Here is a 21,788-nt window from a genome sequence, read left to right as displayed (position 1 = left end):
GCGGCCGATGCGGCTAGGCGTTCAGCTCGGCGAGGAAGTCCTTGCCGGCTTGGATCGCGACCCAAGCGCCGCGCCATTGGATGCCGCCTGCGCGTTCGAGCTTGTCGATGAAGTACATCGCGTAACGTCGTGGGCTTTGCAGGATGGGGTCGTCGCTGACCAGGTCGTCGATGTTCTTGACGGACTCGCCGCCGTCTGCCGCCGTGGCGCTGAGCACCATGCGGAAGATCTCCTCGTATTGCGGCTCGTTCTGCACCATCTGCCTTAGAAGCTCCATGGGCTGATAGGCCTGGAAATGGGCAAGGCCTGCGGGCGTGGCCGTCCAGTACACGTCGGGTGCGGCGGCTACCTTCCAGTATTCGACGCCTTCGACCACGACCTTGTCGGGCTCGACTTCGACTTCCTTAAGGGGAAGACCCTCGTTGTTCGTCTGTTCGATGGCGCCGGCGCGCTCGAGCAGACGGCAATACGACATGGGGGAGTACACGGAGTGGTGGTGCTGCTTCAGCTCCTCGACCTTCTGCTCAAGGTCATCGGTGAAGATCGGCGTCTGGGATGCGTCGAGAATGCCCAAGAGCAGGTCGTCTTGAGTCGGCATCTGGTTGAACAGCGTTTCGATGCGCTCTTCCGGCGTCTCGGCGTTGTCGAACGAGACGCTCTTGAACTTCGGCTTGTTGTCGGCGTTGGGTATGGAATACGGGCCGTCGTCAAGGATGCCGGAGACGATGTCGTCATCGTCGTCGATGTCGTCGAACGCGAAGTCTTCCAAAGGGTTGAAATCAAACGCGTCGTTGTCGTCTTCGAACACGCGGCTCGATGTGGCGAAGTCGTCCATTAGGTCCTCCTCGGGGGTTGTGCTGCGGGAAGCGCGAAGCCGTCTCGGCGGCTCCGAGGTTGATGATAGAACGGGCCGCATTTGCCTGGCAAGCTTTCAAAAGCCCAGCTAGATAGCGATTTGGAACGGTGTTATTCCAAAACGGAAAGACGGAGCGGTCCTCGCTTGACAAGCAATCGGGCTTCCGTCATACCTTGCAGCAACATCTTCGGTTGCCTCTCCGAAAGCCGGCGAGAAACCGGATGGACGAATCACGTTGAAGGGGTGAATGCCATGTCGTTGGTGCGACCGTCCACGATCATACAGATCATGCTCATGCCTGAAGATTATCGCGATGGTGTCGATGTCGAACTCAAGCGCAGCTATATCCATCTGGCTCAGGCCATCGTGTCCGAGCTGCCCGAAGACGCCCGCGACGACGGGTCCATCATGCGGTTGAGCGCCCGTTTGATGAAGCCGTTCTGGGACACCGACGACCCTGCGGCCTGCGAGCTGTGGAACGTGTCCATGATGCGTTGGCTGCGCAACACCACCCGTATCATGTCGAACGACATGAAGCAGTACAACGAGTGCGCCCATCCGGGCGGATTGCCCGCCATCAATTACTCCTATGTGGATTTCGACTTCGGCCGCGGCAAGGGCGTGTTCCGGATCAAACTGCTGGATGAAAACCAGATTCCCGAAAACGCGCCGCATATGGTTTCCAAAGGTAGGGAACTCTTGAACGACCAGGCGTTTGGAGATGCCGACATCGTTCTTGTGCGCATGCCGTCAAAGGCCAGCTACACCCGACAGCTCGAGGCGTTCGCGGAAGAGACGGCCGCCTACGAGGAGGAGAAGCGCCGCCGCGAACAGCTTGCCGCCGAAGCCGAGGACATGCAGGCAGAACATGCGCAGGACCCCTCTGCGTCAGGCGATCGCCTTGCAGTCGACGGAGGCGATGCCGATGCGGCGTCGGAGCCCGAACCGCTCGTCAAGCCCGAATTCACCTTGGACTACAGCGTGTGGGGCATCGAGTATGCCGACGGCACCGTTTTGGAATTCGACGCAAAGGCGTAGCCCAGCATTCACCCGCATCATCCCCAAAGAACCGAACCCCTCCCAGAGCCGGCGCAAGCCGGCTCTTCTGCGTTTACGGAGAAGCGAAAACCCCTGGGAATCGACTTATTCTTCGGCGGAATAAGCTATGAAAGCTTCGAATCGTTTATGCGGCATCGCGCATGTTTGGAAATTCCTTATTCGACTTCATCAAACCATACTTTGAACCACAGGGGGATTCAGATCCATGCCGTCATTCCGGCGAGCATCGAATCCAAGGAACTACATGAGAAGGAGGAGGAAATGGGCAAACTGAACATGACGCGCCGTTCGTTCGTCAAGAGCGTCGCCGCGTCTGCCGCAGCTGCCGCACTCGTCGGATCCGCCGCTCCCATCACGGCGCTGGCAGAAAACGAGAATGCAGCAACTACGGAATCCACCGTTACCCGCATTCGCTCGTGCTGCCGTGGCTGCGGCAAAGTCGAATGCGGCGTGTGGGTATACGTTCAGGATGGCAAGGTCATTCGCAGCGAAGGCGACCCGGATTGCTACCTGACCATGGGAAACCATTGCGCCAAGGGCCAGGCGTCCATCCAGGCCGCGTACCATCCCGACCGCATCAAGTATCCCATGAAGCGTACGAACCCCAAGGGCGACGACGATCCCGGCTGGGTCCGCATCTCTTGGGATGAGGCGTACCAGACCATCGCAGACAACATTCTCGAGATTACGGAAAAGTACGGTCGCGAGTCCACGTTCTCTTGGTGCGGCACCGGCCGCCAGTGGTGCATGCAATCCGACGCCGGCATGGCGCTTTTGCTGTTCGGTTCGCCGAACATCGTCGCTGCCTACCAGGTGTGCAAGGGCCCGCGCCACTTCTCGTCGCGTATCGACAACATGCAGGCTTGGTCCTGGAGCGAGGTCATCAACCATTCCACCAAGTTCGTGCAATGGGCGACCGAGCAGTCCCAGTCCAACTACGACGACGCCGCCCGTACCGTCGTCGACGTGGCCCGTTGCGCGGACGCCTTCATCAGCATCGACCCCCGTCAGACCAACCTCGGCCGTACCGCCAAATACTGGCTGCCCATCCGTCCCGGTACCGACTCAGCTCTAGCCTTGGGCTGGTGCCATCTGATTCTTGAGAACGACCTGTGCGACTACCAGTTCATCAAGCGCTGGTCCAACGCGCCGTTTATCGTGGTGCCCGACATGGATGCCACTGGCTACACCGAGGCCGTTCTCAACGGCGGGTACCCCTACACCTATCAGACCCGCCTTCTCACCGAGGCCGACATCGATCCCGAGATGGTGGATTGGGAGATCGAAGGTGACGGCGACCCGCAGCGCTACCTGGTGTACGACCAGCTCAACGAGCGCTGGACGTACTGGCAGGCCCATCCCGAGGTGGGCGGCGCCCACTGGGAGGGTGAAGACTGGCAGCGCCCCGACATCTCCGAGGCCTGGGACCAGGATCTGTCCCGTCTGCGCGACGACGAGTCCAAGAAGCCCGGCCACATCTTCGACCTGTCCGAATTCAACCCGCTGATCGACCCCGCCCTGCACGGCGAATTCGAAGTCAAGCTGAAGGACGGCACCACCCATACCGGCCGTCCCGTGTGGGACTTGTGGGCTGATTACCTGGAAGGATTCACCCCCGACGTGGTTGCCGACATCACCGGCGTCGACGAGAACCTTATCGTCGATTCCTGCCTCGAATGGGCGACCCGCGACGACCCGCGCCTGCCCAACAGCGGCATCAACTACGGCTTGGCCATCGAGCACCACGGCAACTCCACGCAGAACTGCCGTGCCATCATGGCGGCATGCGCTATGGTCGGCGCCATCGACACCCCGGGCGGCCAGCGCGGCGCAACCGTGGGTTGGACCACCCAGTCCGGTCCTACGTCCATGTATCCTGGATCCGACTTCTCGCCGCTGCCGTTCAGCCGTTTCCCCATGGACATCTACCACCGCATCGCCGGTTACGAGAAGTTCCCCATGCTGTACTGGTACGCCGTTTGGGCGGACGCCAACACCGTTATGGAATATGCGCATCGTGACGGCAACGCCCCTTACGAGGTCCATGGCGGCATGATCGGTTCCGGCGACCATATGAACATGGCCAACGCTTCCTACAACTGGGAGGCCTTGAACATGCTCGACTTCCTGTTCGAAGCCAACCTCTGGCATTCTCCCACGTCCGGCGCCGCAGACATCCTGCTGCCCGTCAGCCACTGGACCGAAATGAACGCAACGCGCATTGCCCAGGGCGCCGGTGGATCGTTCAGCCTGTGCGTCCGCGCGGTCGATCCTCCGGGAGAAGTCAAGTCCGACCCGCTGTACTTCATGGAGCTCGCCCCGTACTTCGGCGTCAACTCCTCGGGCGATCCCGACGACCCCTACTGGCTGAAGAAGAAGGAAGAGACCGGCAAGGACCTGGACATCCTGGCTCTTGAGCATGAATGCTTCAATTATGAGATGGGCGGCGGCTGCGCTCCCTACGAGTCCTGGGAGGAATTCGTCCAGGCGTATCAGGAGCATGGCACGTGGAACATGAAGGAAGTGTTCCCGACCGATTGGGGCGTCTACCGCCGTTACGAGTACGGTCAGGCCTACCGCAAGCCGCCTCATCAGAAACCGGCGCTGCTCGACATCAACATCCCGGGCTTCACGACGCCTACCATGAAACACGAGTTCTGGTCGACCGCTATCGAATCGCACTTCCCGAACGGCTCCGACGGCCCGGAGATCCTGCCCGGATTCCACACCGAGGCGCTGCCGTACTACGTCGAAGGCATCCATTCCGAGCGCCGCGACCCCGAGCTGTACAAGGAATACCCCATCCTGTGCATCACCGGCCGCCGCATCCCGGTGTACTTCCACTCCGAACACCGCCAGCTTCCGTGGTGCCGCGAGCTCTGGCCCGTGCCGCGCATGGAGATCAATCCCGTCACGGCGAAGGAGCTCGGTCTTGAGCAGGGCGATTGGGCTTGGATCGAATCTCCGTGGGGCAAGGTCCGCCAGACGGTCGACCTGTACTACGGCATCCGCCCGAACATGATCAACGCCGAACATCAGTGGTGGTATCCAGAGCTTGCCCAGGCCGACAAGGGCTTCCAACTGTCGTGCATCAACTGCATCGTGGACCGCACGGCCCAGGACAAGTACAACGGTTCGTCCACCGTCCGCGGATATCCGGTCAAGGTTTACAAGGCAACCCCCGAGAACAGCCCCTTCGGCAATCCGGTTCCCTGTGGCAATGACGGCACCGAGATCATCCACGACTCCAGCGACCCGCGCCTGAAGCTTTGGGTCATTGGCGGCGAAGGCATCAACCCTGACCATTTCGAGGACTAGAAAGGAGCCAATTGAAATGACGCAATTAGCTATTGCCACCGACCTTGACCGCTGCGTCGGTTGTCTTGCATGCAGCGTAGCATGCAAGGTTGTCAATGGTGTTCCGATTGGCAACTTCTGGAACAAGACCCTTCGCGTCGGCCCTACGCCCAAGGAGGGCGGGTCCGGCCAGTATCCTGACGTTGAGATGTACTTCCTCAACGTCCAGTGCCAGCACTGCGAAAACCCCGAATGCGTCAAGGTGTGCCCGACGGAGGCCTCCCGCAAGATGCCCGACGGCACCGTGCAGATCGACAAAGCCAAATGCATCGGCTGCCAGTTCTGCGTCATGTCGTGCCCCTACGGCGTCCGCTACCTCAACGAGGAGGAAGGCGTCGTCGAGAAGTGCACGTTGTGCCAGCAGCGCACCGCCCAGGGCGAGCTTCCGCAATGCGTGTCCCAGTGCTGCGGCATGGCCCGCTGGTATGGCGACATCGAGCAGGGACTGGAATCCTTCCAAGGTCCCCGCGGCGAAAAGCTGGGCGATTTCCTGAACGAGTTCGACGAGTCGCAGGTGCATAAGCTTACCGACACGGGCAACGGCCCGAGCATGGTCTACATCATGCGCGACATCAAATGGCAGGGGGTTGAATAATGGAAGTTCAGATTCCTCTTGTGATCTTCACGTCCTTCTTGGCTTGGGCGGCCGGCTCGTACGCGACCCAGTGCATTCTGGCCTTCAAGGGCAAGGCCCGTTCCATCCAGCAGCTGGCCATCATAGTTTCCGTGGTCATCCTGGCCGTCGGCGGCATCGCCGTCACGTTCCATCTGACGCACCTGTTCAACATCTTCAAGGGCTTCGGGCATCTGAGCTCGGGCATCACCCAGGAGCTCATCGCCATCGTGCTGATGGTCGTCGTCATGCTGATCCATTTCCTGATGGTGCGCCGTTCCGAATCCGGCGACACCCCGAAATGGGTTGCCGTTGCGGGCGTTTTGGTGTCGCTGGTTCTGATCGTCGCTATGGGCCATTCCTACATGATGCCAGCGCGCCCTGCATGGGATTCCGTGCTGCAGCTGCTGTCGCTGCTCGGCGCCGCTTGCATCCTGGGTCCCGCGACGGTGGCTGTGCTTGCCGCCGTCAAGGGCGAACAGGTCGAAGAGCTCGGCATGTACAACCTGATCGGCACCGCGGCCAACGCCGTGCTGGCAGCGGCCTACCTGGGATTCATGCAGGTCGCATCGTCCTCGCTGCAGTCGTTCGCCTACTACTTCGACCCTACGCATCCGAACTACGCCCTGAAGGCGTCCGCCGATGTGAGCATCTTCTCCGGCAGCGCGCTGCCTGCGACCGTTATCGCTATTGTCGCCATCGTGGTGTCCCTGCTGGCGGTGTTCATGGGGAAGAAGGACGGCAACTGGAAGCTGTGGGGAGCCGTGATCGTTGCGGCTGGGCTTGTGTGCGCCTTCGCGCTGCGCGTCGTCATGTACGTGATGGGTGCGTCCCTGTTCATGATCTACTAAGTACGCATCGTGCGGCGGGTTCCCGCCCGCCGCACCGGGCCTTGCGCCCGGGAAAAGCAATCAACGCTTCTATTTGAAAAGATCGGAGGTTCTCATGCGAGCACCTACTACATGGGGAGTGGCGCTGCTGACCTGCGTGCTTGCAGCCGGTATGGTCGGATGCGCCGCAGAAAGCTCCACGGGCACCGGCGACAACTCGTCGCTGCTTATCACCACCCAGCAGCAGGCTGAGGTGCAGGAGTTCGAAACGGTGACGTTCGGCTCGTACGCACAGGGCGGCGAGTCGGCTTCTCCCGAACCTATCGAATGGTACGTCCTTGCCGAAGACGGCGATAAGACGCTGCTGGTCAGCAAATACGTCCTGGATGCCGTTCCCTTCAACCAGGGTAACACCGGCCAGCTTTGGAGCAACGACAACACCCGTGCCACGGTTGACGTCGAATGGGCCGACAGCTCCATCCGCGCCTGGCTCAACGGCGAGTTCTACAACGCTGCGTTCAGCGCCGACGAGCAGGCCCAGATCGTCGCCGCGGACCTGAGCACCGCCAAGAACGCGGTTCCTCCTGCAGCAGGCGAAGAGCTGTCCTATCAGGATAGCCGCGCCGGCACGGACACCACGGACAACGTGTTCCTGCTGAGCCGCATCGAGGCGATGGACCTGTTCAACAACGACGCCGCCCGCGCCGCCGCACCCACGGAATACGCCATCGCCAAGGGCGTGTACACAGGCGTCGAATCCGATGCGTCGGGCGCCATCGACGAAGAGGCGTCGGGCAACGCACCGTATTGGCTGCGCTCCGAGGGCTATTACGCAGGCTATGCGTCCGTTGTTCTGGACAGCGGCTACGTCAACGGCGACGGCTTCCGCCAGGACGGCGAGGTCAAGGACGGCAACGCCGACCATGGTACCGAGCTGACTTCGGACTACGGTGGAAACTTCGGCGTCCGCCCGTGCATCTGGGTGGAAACCGCGGCTCTGTCGTAAGGTTTCGGCGGATTATCCGCAAGGGGCGGCCGAATCGATCGGCTGCCCCTGTTTTCAAGTGTAAGGGGGAGTGCATGGCTGCATCTGATGCCGGTATGGTGCGCGAGGATGAGGTCCACGGCTCTGCGGGCGTCGACCGCCGCACGTTGCTCATCGGAGCGGGTTCCACTGCCGTATTGCTGGGGGTCGGCGGCCTGCGCTACGTCGGTTCCGTTCCCCAGGTCCGTCCGCCTGGAGGACAGGACGAAGATCACCTTATCGCAGCATGCATACGTTGCAACCGCTGCGTCGAGGCATGCCCCATGCAAGTCATCGTTCCGTCGAGGATCGAGTACGGCATCCTGGGCATGCGTACACCCCGCCTGGAGTTCTCCGAGAACCCTCCGGGCGACATGGACGGGATCGCGTTTTGCGATTTCTGCGCCGAGGCGAACGACGGCGTTCCGCTCTGCGTGCAGGTATGCCCTACGGAAGCCCTCAAAGTGCCCGAAGGCGAAGTGGTCGAAGACACGATTCTCGGCGTCGCCGAGCTCGACAAGGACCTCTGCATGGCGTACCGAAGCGGCTTCTGCGCCTTCTGCCATGACGCGTGCATCGAAGCGCGCGGCGAGGAAGCAGCTGCAATCTATTATGTCGGTTCGGAAGACGGCACCAGCATGCTGCCCGTCGTGGATGCCGAGAGATGCAACGGGTGCGGAGCCTGCGAATCCGTATGCGTGTCGATTCAAGACGGATCGGTGGTCAATGCGAAGGAGCGCGCCATCGTCGTCAGGTCTCTGGAGTATCTGGAGGTGGCGGAATGAAATTAAGGAATGTGCGGACGATAGTCGCCAGCGCCGTGTTCTTGGTGCTTGCCGTCTGCCTGGTCACCGGCGTGTCCACCGGCACGCTCTGCGGTTTCGGATGGGGCGACATCGCCTTGCTTTGCCCCTTGGGGGCCATCGAGACCATGATCGCATCGCGGATGCTTGCGCCCAGAGCCCTTGTCAGCATCGTCGTTATGGCCGGTCTGGTGTTCTTCGTCGGACGGGCGTTCTGCAGCTGGGTCTGTCCTGTGACTGTGCTTAACCATGTGCGGGATTTCTTCACGCCTCAGAAGAAGCGTCGCGAGGCGCAGGCTCAACGCGAGAGCGAGAACAGGGACATCGCCCGGTTCGAGATTGCCAAGTCGTTGGGGCACGACTGCTCGTCGTGCAAGGCCGTGCGCAGCAAGCAGTCCAAACTGGACAGCCGCCATGCCGTGCTGGGCGGAGCCATTCTCTCGGCTGCGGTTTTCGGATTCCCGGTGTTCTGCCTGGTGTGTCCTGTCGGATTATCGTTTGCGACGGTGCTCGTGGTCGTGCGCCTCTTCGGTGTCGGCGACGTGACCTGGTCGGCGGTCATCATTCCCGCCATGCTGCTTATCGAGGTCCTGTTCCTGCGCAAGTGGTGCACCCGGTTCTGCCCGCTGTCGGCGCTGATGAACCTGGTGGGTCGTTTCAGCAGGACGACGGTGCCCGAAATCGACAACGCGCTGTGCCTGGAGACGTCGAAGGGTAGCCCCTGCAGCAAATGCGCCAGCGTGTGCTCGTTCGACATCAATTTACGTCATCCTGAGTACGGCGAGCTAGGCAAACGCGATTGCAGCCGATGCATGGATTGCGTGCAGGAATGCCCGGCGGGAGCCATCAGGATGGTTGCGATTAACAATGCCGAAGAGCCGTTCGCGGTGCTGCCGCAGGTTGAGAAGGTGTCCGAATCCGCTTCGACCACGAACGGCGCATAAACGCCGCATAGTCGGACGAAAAACCAACCAGAAATGCCGAAGGCCCGCCTGAGCGGGCCTTCTTGTGGAGGGGGAGGGGTTACAGCGTTTCTATCCAGGCTGTTACCTGCTCGTCGGGGGTTTCCTGGCAGGATGCGTCCTCGTCTTCGAAACGTATCTCCATTCCAGGAATCACAGTGCAGGATTCGGGAAGCAGCGACTCCATGTCTTCGATCGCCCAGGGCTTGCGGCCGTAATTGGTAATGAAGCAGGAAACGGTCTTGCCTGCAAGGCGGCGTCGGTTCTTGACCAGGAACGTGCGAACAGGGGAGCTCATCTTCTGCCACCAGCACGGCCCGCCGATGATGATCTCGTCGTAATCTTCAAGGTTCGATTGCATGGGTTTGATTTTCGGCTCGAAATTGCATCCGACTTCCCGCTTGGCACGTTCCATGGCCAAATCGTAATTGCCGTTGTAGGCAAGTTCGGGAACAATGCCTTCTATGTCCGCACCGATTGCGTCGGCGATGCGTTGTGCCATGTATGACGCCGCGCTGTTCTTCCAGCTGTAGTACACGACGAGCTTGCGCGCCATGGCGTCCCCCTTTCGTCCAGATTCAACTCACGCGTCTGATTATAGGCGACTGACCAGGCGCAGGACGTGTTTCGGTTATTCCAATTCGGATGGTTGAATGGAATAAGAGAATCCCTGTTCGGCCACACAGGGCGCGTCGCTGTCTGTGCGTTGCCTGGTGTTTGCGATGGGCGGGGCAAGCCGGCTGATGCGTGGGGTACCATGTTTCTGCAAATACAACCACGACCGTTGGAGACATCATGGCTTACGTAACCTGGAGTTTGGAAACCCTCGAGCGCTTCTGCAAAGACGTGTTCACCACCTTCGGATTCAGCGTCGAGGAAAGCGCCCAGATCAGCGATGTGCTCTTGACTGCCGATTTGTTCGGCATCGAAAGCCACGGCATGCAGCGCATGGTCCGCTACCACAAGGGCATCGAGAAGGGGCAGATTCACCTGGACGCGCAGCCCGAGGTCGTTTTCGAAACACCCATCAGCGCCACCATCGACGGCCATTCGGCCATGGGTCAGCTGGTCAGCGTGTTCGCCATGAAAAAGGCCATCGAGAAGGCGAAAACCTGCGGTATCGGCATCGTCACCGTGCGCGAGTCGAACCACTACGGCATTGCGGGCTACTACGCCAAGATGGCTTCCGACCAGGGGCTCATCGGCTTCTCCTGCACGAACTCCGAGGCCATTATGGTGCCGACCTTCGCCCGCCAGGCCATGATCGGGTCCAACCCCATCGCCGTGGCCGTGCCCGCCGACCCCGTACCGTTCTTGTTCGACGCCTCCACCACGGTTGTGACCAGGGGCAAGCTCGAAATGTACAACAAGATGGGCAAGCCTTTGCCCGAAGGGTGGGCGCTGGACGAGAACGGCGTGCCCTGCAGCGAGGCCCCGCGCGTGCTATCGAACATCGTGGGGAAGAACGGCGGCGGCATCATGCCGCTGGGCGGTTCGTCGGAAACCCTGGGCAGCCACAAGGGCTACGGCTGGGGCATGGTGGCCGAACTGTTCAGCTCCATTCTTTCCCAAGGCGTGACCAGCAACGAATGCTGCACGTTCGAGGGCAGGACAGGCATCTGCCACGGGTTCGCGGCCATCGACCCGGCTGCTTTCGGCGACCCGGACGCCATCCGCGAGCATTTCTCCGAGTATCTCAAGGAGCTCCGTTGCGCCCCGCTGGCCGACGGCGCCACCCGCATTTACACCCATGGTGAGAAGGAGGTGCTCGCCCAGGAGCATCGCCGCAAGAACGGCGTGCCCGTCAACGACGGAACCATGGTCGAACTGCTCGACCTGTGCGACTACCTGAAGCTGGATTTCGCGTCTTACTTCCCGGGCTACGAGCCGCCCGCCGAGTTCGCGGGATTCGCTGGAAACTACTAGTGCGACGGTTTCGGGGCCGCAGCGGAAGCCGGACGGCCCATCGCGCCGGAAAACGAAACCGACAGGGTGCCCTAGGGGCACCCTTTTCGTTTGGTGCGCCGTTTCGGCGGACGTGCGGACCTGATTTAGACGGTAGTAGAAATATTCTCAACGACGAATTAATTCCAGCTGCAAAAACGAAAACGGGGTTCGGACAAAGCCGCCGATCCTTGAACGATGCGCCCTCCGCGGCATCGTTTCCCAAGAAAGCTCCCCCTAGGGGAGCTTTGTGCTCAAATTGCTGTAAAACACCAGTTCAAAATGCATATCTGACCCCTTGAAACCTCCGTTGGGGGAGTGCCTAGACTTCTGGATGGTTACACATGTCCATCGGAAGGAAAAAGGTGAGGGGGATGAAGGACGTAAGCAGAAGGAGCCTGCTCGCATGTGCGGCGCTCGGTGCGGCTTCGTTCGCGGCGGCTTCGGTCGGCGAGGCCGGCCCTGCGGCGTATGCCGCGGCGGACGGCGAAGCAACCGAGGATGCATACCAGGTGAGCAGCCGGGGAGACGCCGACGCGCAGTACGGGTTCCTCATGAACGTGCAGCGCTGCATCGACTGCGGCAAATGCGTCGAGGCATGCCGCCGCGCGAACGGTACGCCGGAGAGCCTGCCGGCGCGGCGCCGCATCGAGTGCTACATCGACGAGCAGGGGATCGAACGGTACGTCTCCGTGTCGTGCATGCATTGCGAGAAGCCGGCGTGCTTGGAGGTGTGCCCTGCAGGAGCTATCAGCAAGACGATCGGCGGCATCGTGGTTGTGGACAAGGATCTGTGCATCGGTTGCAAGTACTGCTACCAGGCCTGTCCGTTCCAGGCGCCGCACTACGACGCCGTCAGCATGTACAAATGCGATTACTGCCTGGGTGCGGGCGTCGCCCTCGGCGACACGCCCAACTGTGTGCGGGCATGCAAGACCCAAGCCCTGCGATTCGGCAAGCTCGACGAGCTGCTTGAGCTGAGCGATCGCGTACGCCGCGTCGGAGGAACCACGGACCCGTCTGCGGTCCTGGTGTAGCGGCGCGGGATTGGAGGAGTAACGCACATGGAGAACCTGCAATTGATCTGGAACTGGCAACCTGCCATGTACCTGTTTTTGGGCGGCATGGGCGCTGGCGCGTTCGTGACCGCAGCGATCATGTTCCTGCGCAACCGCGACGCGCACCGGCCGGTGGTGAACGCGAGCGCCTGGGTTGCCGTCGTAAGTCTCGGTGTAGGCCTGTTGCTGCTGGTCACCGAGCTCGTCTCGCCCTTGCGCGGCCTCATGCTGTGGCAGAGCTTCAGCCACTTCACGTCGTGGATGACCATCGGCGCATGGATCATCTTCTGCGCCGTCATCGCGTTCGGTGTCTTCGCGCTGCTGACCACGCCTGCTATCCAGGACCGCATGGGTGCGAAGCAGTCGTCCGACGACGGTTCCGCTGAGGGTGCGAAGGCCCCGCTGCGTTTCGGCGGCCTGCTTGCCGCCTTGGCCGTGCTCGGCATCGTGCTGGGATTCGCAGTGGCCGTCTACACCGGCGTGCTGCTCATGAGCGCCCCTGGCGTCCCGCTGTGGAACACGCCCATTCTGCCCGTTTTGTTTACCGTGTCGGCGTTCGATACGGGCATAGCGGCCGTGGAGGTCGTGGCGTGGGCCATGGAGAAGCGCGACCCGGTGGATGCGGCGGTGCTTCGGAAACTGGATCGCGCGGTGGTGCTGCTGGCGTCTTTGGAAATCGTGGTGCTCGCGGTGTTCATCGGCACGATGCTGGTCGGAAACCCGCTGGGCGGCTCAGATTCCGCATCGTTCGCCGCAACCGCACAGCAGTCGGTCCGGCTGATGCTGTCTGGCGTCCTGGCCCCGTTCTTCTGGGTCTTGCTGGTCGTCGTCGGCCTGGCGGTGCCGCTGTATGTGGCGTTCCGCGGCTCAAGGGCCCATATCTCCCTGAAGACCATGGCGACGGGCGCCGCTTGCGCGCTGGTCGGCGGATGCGTGCTGCGCTTCGCGGTGGTGCTGGCGGGCATGCATGTGGACTACGTCGCGGACACGTTCATAAACGTGCTGATCTAGCCCGTTGTTCCGGTGCGGGAAGGCACCGATTTTGAAAACCGCAATCAAAAGGAATGTGAGAAGAGAAGCAAGGGAGGAACCGCAGTGAGTAGGAAGAAGAAACTGTTCGCCTTGGGCGCCACGGCGCTTTTGGCGGGCGCGCTCTGCGCAGTGGGATGCGCGCAGACGGAAGCCGAGAATCCCGACGATGCGTCGTCGGTCGTCATCGAGAACCCCGCCGTGTTCGTGGACGACGACGGCGACTTGATCCAGTTGGCGCCGTTCGACGACCGTACGAACGCCGCATGGTACCAGCAGGACCCGTTCAAGCAGTTCAACACGAACTATCTCCACGCCGATCAGCGCGGATGCAAGTCGTGCCATTCCGACCTCGCCGATTTGGTCTGGAACTCGGAGTACTACCATCCCGGTCGCTACGGCTTGAACGTGGAGTGGACCGTGCAGACGTGCCGTGGCTGTCATAGCACGTCGGGCTACGGCATCGACATCACCGAAGACAACAAGTTCGGCGACATCATGCATGCCACGCACATGAACGTGGAGACCGAATGCTGGAGCTGCCACGCCACGTCGTCTTCGAACCTTATCTACGATTCCGACACCGAGGGCACTATGCTTCTGTGGGAGGACGCGCGCACCGAGGAACTGCGCGGCTTCACCGACATCGCGTCCGATGACATGGACGGTGAGTTCACCTACAACCAGGACCTGGTCATGGATGTCGAGGATCTTCCCAGCATCGACGTGCAGTTCTACGAGTGGGATTACAAGCGCATCGAGAACGAAGCGAACGACGTGCCGCTGGACGCGCAGATGATGAAGGACTGGACCATCACGATGTCCGGCAAGGTGAAGGAAGAGAAGACCTGGAATCTGCAGGATCTCATCGACGACCCGAACGTCCCGAAAGAGACCAAGGTCGTGAAGTGGCACTGCGTGCTGAATGCCTTCGGCGGCAATGTGATCGGCCAGGCCGAGGTGACGGGCATCCCGTACTCGTGGCTCATCGAGCAGTGCGGCGGTTTGACCGAAGACGCCAACGGCATCGAGAACTTCTCGGCCGACGGTTTCAGCGACGGCGCGTCGGTTCCTCTGGAACTTGTGACCGACGGCACCGCACTGGTGGTGTATGAGGTGAACGGCGAACCTCTGACCTGGAGCGTCGGCTATCCGTGCTTCGGCATGGCAGGCGGCACCGCATGCGGCAGCTGGGCCAAGCAGCTGAGCGACATCGTGGTGACCGGCCCCGAGACCCCGTTCTTCAACATGGTCACCGGACGTCCGGCAAGCGCCGACGAGAACGACACGCTTCAGTACAACAACCCCAACGTCGGCATCATCGGCCTGAAGGACGGCCAGGTTGTGCAGGCCGGCGAGCCGCTGACCATTCAGGGCTACGCCGACGCCTTCGACAAGGAGATCACGGCCGTCGAGCTCTCCTTCGACCGCGGCGCCACCTGGAAGACGTTCCCTGTATCCGGGACCGACCTTGAGAAGCTGCTGATCTGGGAGTATACCTTCACGCCGGACGCGGGCAGCTACTACGTCGAGGCGCGCGCCGTCAACAGTGACGGAAAGACCTCGTCGCTGAACTTCAGCCGCATGTTCACCGCCGTGGAGGACATCGACTCGGTGAGCGCTGTGCCGGCCGCGGACGCCGAAGAGGAAGAATAGGAGGGAATGCAGATGAGGAACAGGATCGGAGCCGTGGGACTGGCCGTCATGGCAGGAACCACGTTGATGGCGGTGCAGGCCCTTCCCGCTGTGGCGCAAGCGGATGTGCCGGACGAAGCGCAGGGCGGCGTTTTGGAAACGCAGGGCTTGAAGACGATCTCCGACCAGTGCGTGAGCCTGAGCACGGTCGAAGGCATATTCTCGTTCAACCAGGACCAGCTGTCTTCCATCGAGGAGATCCGGCTTGCATTGGGCACCGTGCCTGAGTACCTGTGCGGTCCCCAAGGGGTCGAGGCGGCCCCCCAGCAGCTCGGACAGGCGAGCGTCACGAACATCCTGGTGTCGGGAAACGTGGATCAGCAGATAGCCGTGGACCTTACCGACACCAAGCAGAACAAGATCACCGTGGTCATGGGCTGCAGCTGCGCAGGCAACCTGGCAGGCGGGCGAGGCACCGCCAACGCCGAGATCACCGGCGTGAAGGTGACCGACCTGATGGAGCAGGCGGGCGCGGCCGAAGACGTGAACACCGTCGTCTTCACCTCGGCCGACGGCTACGAGGTGGCCATGCCCCTGAGCTATGTGACCCAGCGCCACAGCGTCATCGTGACCGAAGTGAACGGCGAGCCCATAGGGGAGTCCGTCGGCAGCTCGAACCAGCTATGGCTGGGTTCGACGTCGGCCCGCTATTTCGCGAAGGACATCACGAACGTCGCATTCGAGCAGCGCCAGACGCCTCCGCCGAACCCTTACACCGACGAGGGCGACGAGTATTACGGAAACTTCCCGGGCGTCGGCGTGTCCAGCGCGGAGGTCTAGCGCCATGATTCCCCAGGTCGTATGCGAAGCCGGGCATCCCGTCCTTCTCAAGGGATACGCCATCGATGTCGGACACGCCGTGTCGGCGGTGCAGTTCAGTCTGGACGACGGAAGGAACTGGACCACGTACCCCACGGAGAACACCGATGACGAACGCCGTGTGAACTGGTCGTTCGTGTTCACGCCGCCTCAGGCGGGAGTGTTCGAGCTGAAGGTCCGCTCGGTCAACGATGAGGGACGGTGCAGCCCGCAGGTGGATACGGTGTACATATCCGCCTCCTAGCGGGGCGGTTCGAACCGCACAAGAAGGCCGGAGTCCGTAACGGGTTCCGGCCTTGTGCGTTCGGACGGGGTTATTCCTCCAGGATGCGCAGCCGCGTGCGGTTCAGGGTCTCGACGGCGGAGGACCGCAGCGCCAACGGGTCGGGAAGGCATTCGGTGTAGCACATCCCGTCGGTCTTGAACCGGTGCTTCTCGGCGAACTCGAACAGGCGGTCCATGCACACCTTCGTCATGCACTGGCCGCTGCACATGCCCACCATGTCGGTGCACTCGCCGCCGAGGGTCAGGTAGGTTCCCGCGGGCAGCTCGGTGCTCCTCTTCAAAACGTCGGCAAGGGCAGCGTCGATGCCGATGAACACCTTCCGGCAATACCGGACGCGGCCGTCGTGGTCGTCTTTCTCGTTCACGACTCCGACGCGGTGGAACAGCAAGGGGATGGGAACGTCGATGCCGGATTCGTCGACCAGCTCGGCGATCATGCGCTTCGTGCTGTCCATGACGCGGTACCACTGGTCCAGACAATCCGGGTGCATGCCGTAGGTGATGGGCGGAATGCCCAGCTCTTCGCAGGTGAACACCAGCATGGGGAAGGCCTCGCACTCCTGGATCTGCACCGAGGGCAGGGCATGGGGCCGGCGGTCGATTTCCATGCGCATGCGTATGCCTTCCAGCAGTTCGCGGTTGGTGTTCATGGCGACTCCGAGGGAGACCTGCTTCTGACGGTTCAGTTCGAGCTGATGCTCCAGCAGCTTTTTGAGCTCTTCGGCATCCGTCTCGTTGACGGCCTCGTTGATTTCCGAAAGCGACATGCCTATGGCCTGCAGTCGCTGGATCGCGTCGAGGACGTAGCGCTGGTCCTCGTTGTAGTAGCGGCGGCCGTTCGATTCGTCGACGTATTCGGGCACGAGCAGGCCCAGGTCATGGTAGAGGCGAAGCGTTTTGCGGCTGACGCAGTTCCGTTCGGCCATCTGGCCTATGGTCAGGTGTTCCATACATTCCCCCGTAGATCCTTTCTGCGGATTATACACCAGCGGGGTGTCCGGAATCGTGCGGTGCGGAGCCTGCCTATGCTGCAAACGCTGCGCGACCTGCCGAACGTTGCAAATCGGCATAGCCTGGAGGTCGGGGTGCATGCCGGCCTCGGTTCGCGATACAATACCGGTGTGCAGGCAACTCCGACAGAAAGGTGCTGTTATGAAGAAGCTGATCGCTGTTGTGTCATGCGCCGCCTTGATGTGCTGCGTCGCGCTTGCCGGTTGCGCCGGAAACGACGCCGCCGAGGAAACGCAGGCGCAGGGGGAGAACACCCAGATCGCCAACCCCTGGATCGATGCCGCCGACGCCGCAGAGGCGGTCGAGTTCTCGGGCATCGAATTCGACGTCGACGAGACGCTCGACGCCGGGGTCGGCGAACCTTTCGAGGTCACCTACCGCGCCATGGAAGGCTTGGTGGAAGTCACCTATGACAACGCCGCGAACCAGGTCATCGTGCGCAAGGGCGACCCGAGCCTGGCCGAAGGCGGGGACATCTCCGGCGACTACGGCGAGTATCCTCTGGAGTGGACCATGCAGTTGGATTCCGATGTCGAAGCGACCTGCTACGGGTACGTGGAGGACGCGGCGGCCAAGACCGTCTGGACCGATGACGGCTACGCCTATTCCATCCTGGCCATCCCGCTGGGAGGGGATGACGAGTTCGGGCTGAGCGCCCAAAGCGTGGAAGCCTACGCCGACACCATCGACTAGCGCTGCGTATACATAGGTAGAGAACGGAAGCCGGGCCTTCGCGCCCGGCTTTTTTGCGGTGCGGGCAGGCGGCCGCGCGGAGCGAGCTATGCGTCCAGACCCGCGACGAACCGTTCGATTTGCACGTTCACGAATTCCGGATTGTCGACGTTGGCGTTGTGGCCCGCGCCGGGCACCCACACCAGGGGGATTCCTTCGCCGGCGGTCCATTCCCGATTGAACGCCTTCACGTCGCCGGCATGGTCCTTTTCGCCGCACAGCAGCAGGGCGGGGCAGTCGATGTCGTACGTCCGGCCCGATTCCAGCGCGTCGGCAAGCATCCGGTAGCCGTGCCCGGCCAGTTCGCAGTATTCCCGTTTGGCGAAGCCGTCCATGAACGAGCGCATGTTGGCCCGGCCCTGCGGCGTTTCGGCGGCGCCCCATGCGCCCCAGGGTTTGAGCAGCGCCCAGGGAATGGACAGGTACATGCCCTTGGTGTGGCGCAGGAACTTCACTTCCCAGGTGGGGTAGTACTTCCGCTTGAGCGTCGACGAGTCGATCGAGACGAACCCGGCCGCGGTTCCGGGGAAGAGGTCCATGTACGCCTGGGAGACGTAGCCGCCCAGCGACTGGCCGATCAGCACAGGGCGCGAAGCCCCTTCGCTTTGCAGGATGTCATGGAGGATGCAGGCGTAGTCGTCCATGGTGAAGTCCAGCGGGTAGGGGCGCGATGCCCCGTGGGCGGGCGCGTCCCACACCAGGCAGTTCGCCCTTCCGGAGAAGTGTTCCATCTGCGCGTCGAACAGCGTGTGGTCGGCGGTAAGGCCGGGTAGGAACACGAGCCAAGGCGCATCCGGGCCGGCGGTGGTGTCGGTCCAATAGTGCACGGTTCCGCTTTCGGTCCGGTACGTTCTGGCGTCCATGGCCGCATCCCCTCCAGTTCGGTTTCAAGGCTTGTTCTGGTGCGCGTTGCCTGCGCTCGGCTAGCCACAACAGTGTCATATGCCCTCATGAAGAACGATGCCGTGGCGGCTGCCGTATAATGTCACTATCAGATTATACATAGCGAAGGGCACCTGTCACAGACGCTACGGGAGAATGCGAGGACTTGCCATGACGAGCAACGGCCATGACCATGCCGACGGTCCCGATATGAACGCGCAGGTCCAGGGCGGGACACAAGCGTCCGAGGCCGGGCAGGAGCAGCGCTACGTGGATGTGCGGCTATTCACGGGCGAGCAGATCTACATGCCCATTTGGGAAGGGCGCACGTCGGCGCCGCTGGAGGTGCAGCTTGGGTGCAGCTGGCATAGGTGCAAATTCTGCGACTTCGCCAACGACGAGCGCTACGTGTTCTCCCTGCCGGAAATCGCCGCGAAGGCCCAGATGCTCATTCCGTACGCGCAGGACAAACACCGGGTGTTCCTGCTGGGCGAAAACCCGCTTTCGCTTCCCATGGACATGCTCAGGCAGATTTTCGAGATTATCGCCTATTTCATGCCGTGGGTGGACGAGATAGCCATGTACGCCCGCTTCGACGACGTGCTCGCGAAGACCGAAGAAGAACTGGAGGAGCTTGCCGACGCGGGTTTGCGCGAGGTGCACATCGGGCTGGAAAGCGGCGCGCAGGAGATTCTCGATTTCATGTGCAAGGGCATCAAGATTGACGACGCCTTGGAGGCCTGCCGCAGGCTGCATAAGCTGGACATCGACTTCTCATTCACCATGATCGCAGGTCTGGGCGGTACGGAACTGACGCATCTGCATGCGCCGGGCTCCATCGCGTTTCTGAATGCGGCTCAGCCGAAGCGCATCTGGGTGACGGGCCTGCTTCTGTGGCCCAACACGCCGTTGTTCAAAATCGCCCAGGAGGGCGGCTTCCATCAGCTCACCTTCCACCAGCGGCTTATCGAGACCCGGAACATGGTTGCGGGCCTCGAGCTGGACGACTGCGAGTTTGTGGATTCCACCGTGCTCGGCGACTGCACGGTGCGCGGACATTTCCCCGAGCAGAAGGCGGAGGTGCTGGCCGCCATGAACCAGCTGCTCGAAAAGCCGGGGTACGACCATGTGCCGCCCATACCCATCCCCGGCATGACCGAGCGCGGGTGACGTTTCGTCCCCGTACGGTTGCGATCTGCGAAAAGGCCCTTCCGACGTTGAATCGGAAGGGCCTTCTGCATACCAGGTGTTATCAGGCGTTATTCGAATTCGACCGTGCCGATGGGCTTGGGGGACAGGTCGTAGAGCACACGGCAGATGCCGGGCACTTCGCCCAGGATGCGGTCGGTGATCTTCTTAAGAAGCGCCCAGTCGAGCTCGGGCACCTCGGCGGTCATGACGTCGACCGTGTTGATGCAGCGGATGATGCAAGGCCACTCGTAGGCGCGCTGGCCGTCGCGCACGCCGGTGGCGCGCATGTCGGGCACCACGGCGAAGTACTGCCAGATGTCAAGGCCGGCGGCTTCGATCTCTTCGCGGACGATGGCATCCGCCTCGCGCAGTGCGGCCAGACGGTCGCGGGTGATGGCGCCGGTGCAGCGCACGCCCAGGCCGGGACCGGGGAAGGGCTGGCGGTAGACCATGCCGTCAGGCAGGCCCAGCTGCTTGCCGACCACACGGACCTCGTCCTTGAACAGCAGTTTGACGGGCTCGACCAGTTCCCAGTTCAGCTCTTCGGGCAGCCCGCCCACGTTGTGGTGGGCCTTCACGCCGGCTTCGGACTCCAGGATGTCGGGGTAGATGGTGCCCTGGCCCAAGAAGCCGATGCCGTCAAGCTTTGCGGCCTCCTCGTCGAAGACTTTGATGAACTCCTCGCCGATGATGTGGCGCTTGGTTTCGGGATCGGCCTGGCCGGCCAGCAGGTCCAGGAAGCGGTCGGTGGCGTCCACATAGATGAGGTTGGCGTCCATCTGGTTCTGGAACACCTCGATGACCTGCTCGGATTCGCCTTTGCGCATGAGGCCATGGTTCACGTGCACGCACACGAGCTGCTTGCCGATGGCTTTGATCAGCAGCGCGGCGACCACGCTGGAGTCGACGCCGCCGGACAGTGCCAGCAGCACCTTGCCGTCGCCGACCTGCTCGCGCGTGTACGCGACGGCCTCTTCGATGAAGGCGTCGGCCAGTTCGGGGGTGGTGATGCGCACCATATCGTCAGGGCGTTTGTTGGAAGTGAAGTCCATGGGCAGCTCCTTTGCGCGTAGGGGTTGAGACACCTGCCTATTGTAACGGATTCGACACGTATTGTGGGTGGGTGAGCAGGGAGCATAGGTAGGTTTGTGCTTTGTTGAGCGAACCTGCGTCTCCTGTCCACGGTTCAGCTGCGGGTTATTCCTCAAAGAGTTGTTGGAATCGGGCCAGCTCGGCGTTCAGCTCGCGGGCTTGGGCGGAGTCGTGCAGCCACGAGAAAAGCCTGGCCAGCACGTAAATCCCCAGCACGCTGCCCGCAATGGCCGCAACCACCGACGCCCGGTCCGTGTCGATGGCGGGGCTCGTGAACGCAAGGGCAAGCACGACCGCTTCGATTAGTGCCAGCTCCAGCGCCATGCGCGCCTTCATCTGGCGGGGCGTAAGCTCATGGCGCGAATACGTCACCAGCGTGGGAATCACGCACAGGGCGGCGATGCGCACGGGCGTCAGCAGCTCGTTGTAGCCGAACTGCGCATCCGCGTCCAAGTACAGCCCGAACGCGCATATCACAAGGGTGATCAGAGTGGTCAGCATAAAGAACAGCGACAGTTTTTGAACAAGAAACTGCTTCAGGTCCAT

Annotated in this window: 21 protein-coding genes; 15 read left to right on the top strand and 6 right to left on the bottom strand. The window is 61.8% G+C overall.

Going from position 1 to position 21,788, the window contains the following annotated elements; translation table 11 throughout:
* Positions 1–13 precede the first annotated feature (13 nt).
* The gene (locus tag SHEL_RS08270; RefSeq protein WP_012798812.1) at positions 14–835 is read right to left on the bottom strand and encodes a hypothetical protein; all 822 of its coding nucleotides are present in this window, start codon (positions 833–835) and stop codon (positions 14–16) included.
* A 273-nt stretch (positions 836–1,108) separates the two neighbouring features.
* Between SHEL_RS08270 and SHEL_RS08265 the strand changes: the two genes are divergently transcribed.
* The 7 genes from SHEL_RS08265 (at position 1,109) to SHEL_RS08235 (ending at position 9,486) form a co-directional block, all read left to right on the top strand.
* A complete protein-coding gene (locus SHEL_RS08265) occupies positions 1,109–1,894 on the top strand; it encodes a hypothetical protein (protein ID WP_012798811.1) in 786 nt (261 codons plus the stop codon).
* A 282-nt stretch (positions 1,895–2,176) separates the two neighbouring features.
* A complete protein-coding gene (locus SHEL_RS08260) occupies positions 2,177–5,233 on the top strand; it encodes a molybdopterin-containing oxidoreductase family protein (protein WP_012798810.1) in 3,057 nt (1,018 codons plus the stop codon).
* 16 nt (positions 5,234–5,249) lie between these two features.
* Entirely contained in the window at positions 5,250–5,867 is a 618-nt protein-coding gene (locus SHEL_RS08255; protein ID WP_012798809.1) for a 4Fe-4S dicluster domain-containing protein, read from the top strand.
* Complete coding sequence (locus SHEL_RS08250) at positions 5,867–6,736, top strand: dimethyl sulfoxide reductase anchor subunit family protein (RefSeq protein WP_012798808.1); 870 nt, start codon at positions 5,867–5,869, stop codon at positions 6,734–6,736. Before SHEL_RS08255 ends, SHEL_RS08250 begins: the two co-directional genes overlap by 1 nt.
* A 94-nt stretch (positions 6,737–6,830) precedes the next feature.
* The gene (locus SHEL_RS08245) at positions 6,831–7,721 is read left to right on the top strand and encodes a DUF6273 domain-containing protein (protein ID WP_126513789.1); all 891 of its coding nucleotides are present in this window, start codon (positions 6,831–6,833) and stop codon (positions 7,719–7,721) included.
* Positions 7,722–7,795: 74 nt separating this feature from the next.
* Positions 7,796–8,524 (top strand): 4Fe-4S dicluster domain-containing protein, encoded by a 729-nt coding sequence (locus SHEL_RS08240; protein WP_012798806.1) that lies wholly within the window; start codon positions 7,796–7,798, stop codon positions 8,522–8,524.
* The gene (locus SHEL_RS08235) at positions 8,521–9,486 is read left to right on the top strand and encodes a 4Fe-4S binding protein (protein WP_041422525.1); all 966 of its coding nucleotides are present in this window, start codon (positions 8,521–8,523) and stop codon (positions 9,484–9,486) included. The genes SHEL_RS08240 and SHEL_RS08235 overlap by 4 nt, the downstream gene beginning before the upstream one ends.
* 79 nt (positions 9,487–9,565) lie before the next feature.
* Here SHEL_RS08235 and SHEL_RS08230 read toward each other — a convergent pair whose 3' ends face one another.
* Positions 9,566–10,060: a flavodoxin family protein gene (locus SHEL_RS08230; RefSeq protein WP_012798804.1), complete on the bottom strand. Its 495-nt coding sequence runs from the start codon at positions 10,058–10,060 to the stop codon at positions 9,566–9,568.
* A 239-nt stretch (positions 10,061–10,299) separates the two neighbouring features.
* On the opposite strand from SHEL_RS08230, the gene SHEL_RS08225 reads away from it, so the two are divergent.
* The 6 genes from SHEL_RS08225 (at position 10,300) to SHEL_RS08200 (ending at position 16,293) form a co-directional block, all read left to right on the top strand.
* On the top strand, positions 10,300–11,430 hold the full coding sequence (locus tag SHEL_RS08225; protein WP_012798803.1) for an Ldh family oxidoreductase: 1,131 nt from the start codon (positions 10,300–10,302) through the stop codon (positions 11,428–11,430).
* Positions 11,431–11,822: 392 nt separating this feature from the next.
* The gene (locus SHEL_RS08220) at positions 11,823–12,485 is read left to right on the top strand and encodes a 4Fe-4S dicluster domain-containing protein (RefSeq protein WP_169304514.1); all 663 of its coding nucleotides are present in this window, start codon (positions 11,823–11,825) and stop codon (positions 12,483–12,485) included.
* Positions 12,486–12,512: 27 nt separating this feature from the next.
* The gene (nrfD, locus tag SHEL_RS08215) at positions 12,513–13,517 is read left to right on the top strand and encodes an NrfD/PsrC family molybdoenzyme membrane anchor subunit (RefSeq protein WP_012798801.1); all 1,005 of its coding nucleotides are present in this window, start codon (positions 12,513–12,515) and stop codon (positions 13,515–13,517) included.
* Positions 13,518–13,601: 84 nt separating this feature from the next.
* Complete coding sequence (locus SHEL_RS08210) at positions 13,602–15,191, top strand: molybdopterin-dependent oxidoreductase (protein ID WP_012798800.1); 1,590 nt, start codon at positions 13,602–13,604, stop codon at positions 15,189–15,191.
* Positions 15,192–15,203: 12 nt separating this feature from the next.
* Entirely contained in the window at positions 15,204–16,010 is an 807-nt protein-coding gene (locus SHEL_RS08205; protein WP_012798799.1) for a molybdopterin-dependent oxidoreductase, read from the top strand.
* 4 nt (positions 16,011–16,014) lie between these two features.
* Positions 16,015–16,293, top strand: coding sequence for a molybdopterin-binding protein (locus SHEL_RS08200; RefSeq protein WP_012798798.1), 279 nt, complete (start codon positions 16,015–16,017; stop codon positions 16,291–16,293).
* A gap of 70 nt (positions 16,294–16,363) precedes the next feature.
* Here SHEL_RS08200 and SHEL_RS14435 read toward each other — a convergent pair whose 3' ends face one another.
* Positions 16,364–17,284, bottom strand: a complete 921-nt coding sequence (locus SHEL_RS14435; protein WP_012798797.1) for a MerR family transcriptional regulator — start codon at positions 17,282–17,284, stop codon at positions 16,364–16,366.
* Positions 17,285–17,486: 202 nt separating this feature from the next.
* Here SHEL_RS14435 and SHEL_RS15300 point away from each other — a divergent pair, with 202 nt between their 5' ends.
* Positions 17,487–18,038, top strand: a complete 552-nt coding sequence (locus SHEL_RS15300) for a hypothetical protein (protein ID WP_012798796.1) — start codon at positions 17,487–17,489, stop codon at positions 18,036–18,038.
* Positions 18,039–18,124: 86 nt separating this feature from the next.
* Here the strand turns inward: SHEL_RS15300 and SHEL_RS08185 are convergent, their stop codons facing one another.
* On the bottom strand, positions 18,125–18,940 hold the full coding sequence (locus tag SHEL_RS08185; protein WP_012798795.1) for an alpha/beta fold hydrolase: 816 nt from the start codon (positions 18,938–18,940) through the stop codon (positions 18,125–18,127).
* Between the two features lie 190 nt (positions 18,941–19,130).
* On the opposite strand from SHEL_RS08185, the gene SHEL_RS08180 reads away from it, so the two are divergent.
* Positions 19,131–20,129: a radical SAM protein gene (locus tag SHEL_RS08180; RefSeq protein WP_012798794.1), complete on the top strand. Its 999-nt coding sequence runs from the start codon at positions 19,131–19,133 to the stop codon at positions 20,127–20,129.
* Positions 20,130–20,218: 89 nt separating this feature from the next.
* Here the strand turns inward: SHEL_RS08180 and guaA are convergent, their stop codons facing one another.
* A complete protein-coding gene (gene guaA / locus SHEL_RS08175) occupies positions 20,219–21,202 on the bottom strand; it encodes a glutamine-hydrolyzing GMP synthase (RefSeq protein WP_012798793.1) in 984 nt (327 codons plus the stop codon).
* 145 nt (positions 21,203–21,347) lie between these two features.
* A complete protein-coding gene (locus tag SHEL_RS08170; protein ID WP_012798792.1) occupies positions 21,348–21,788 on the bottom strand; it encodes a hypothetical protein in 441 nt (146 codons plus the stop codon).

The organism is Slackia heliotrinireducens DSM 20476, assembly GCF_000023885.1.
Taxonomy (GTDB): Bacteria; Actinomycetota; Coriobacteriia; order Coriobacteriales; family Eggerthellaceae; genus Slackia; species Slackia heliotrinireducens.
The sequence above is the reverse complement of the archived record's forward strand: the minus strand, read 5'-3'. Positions and strand labels throughout refer to the sequence as shown.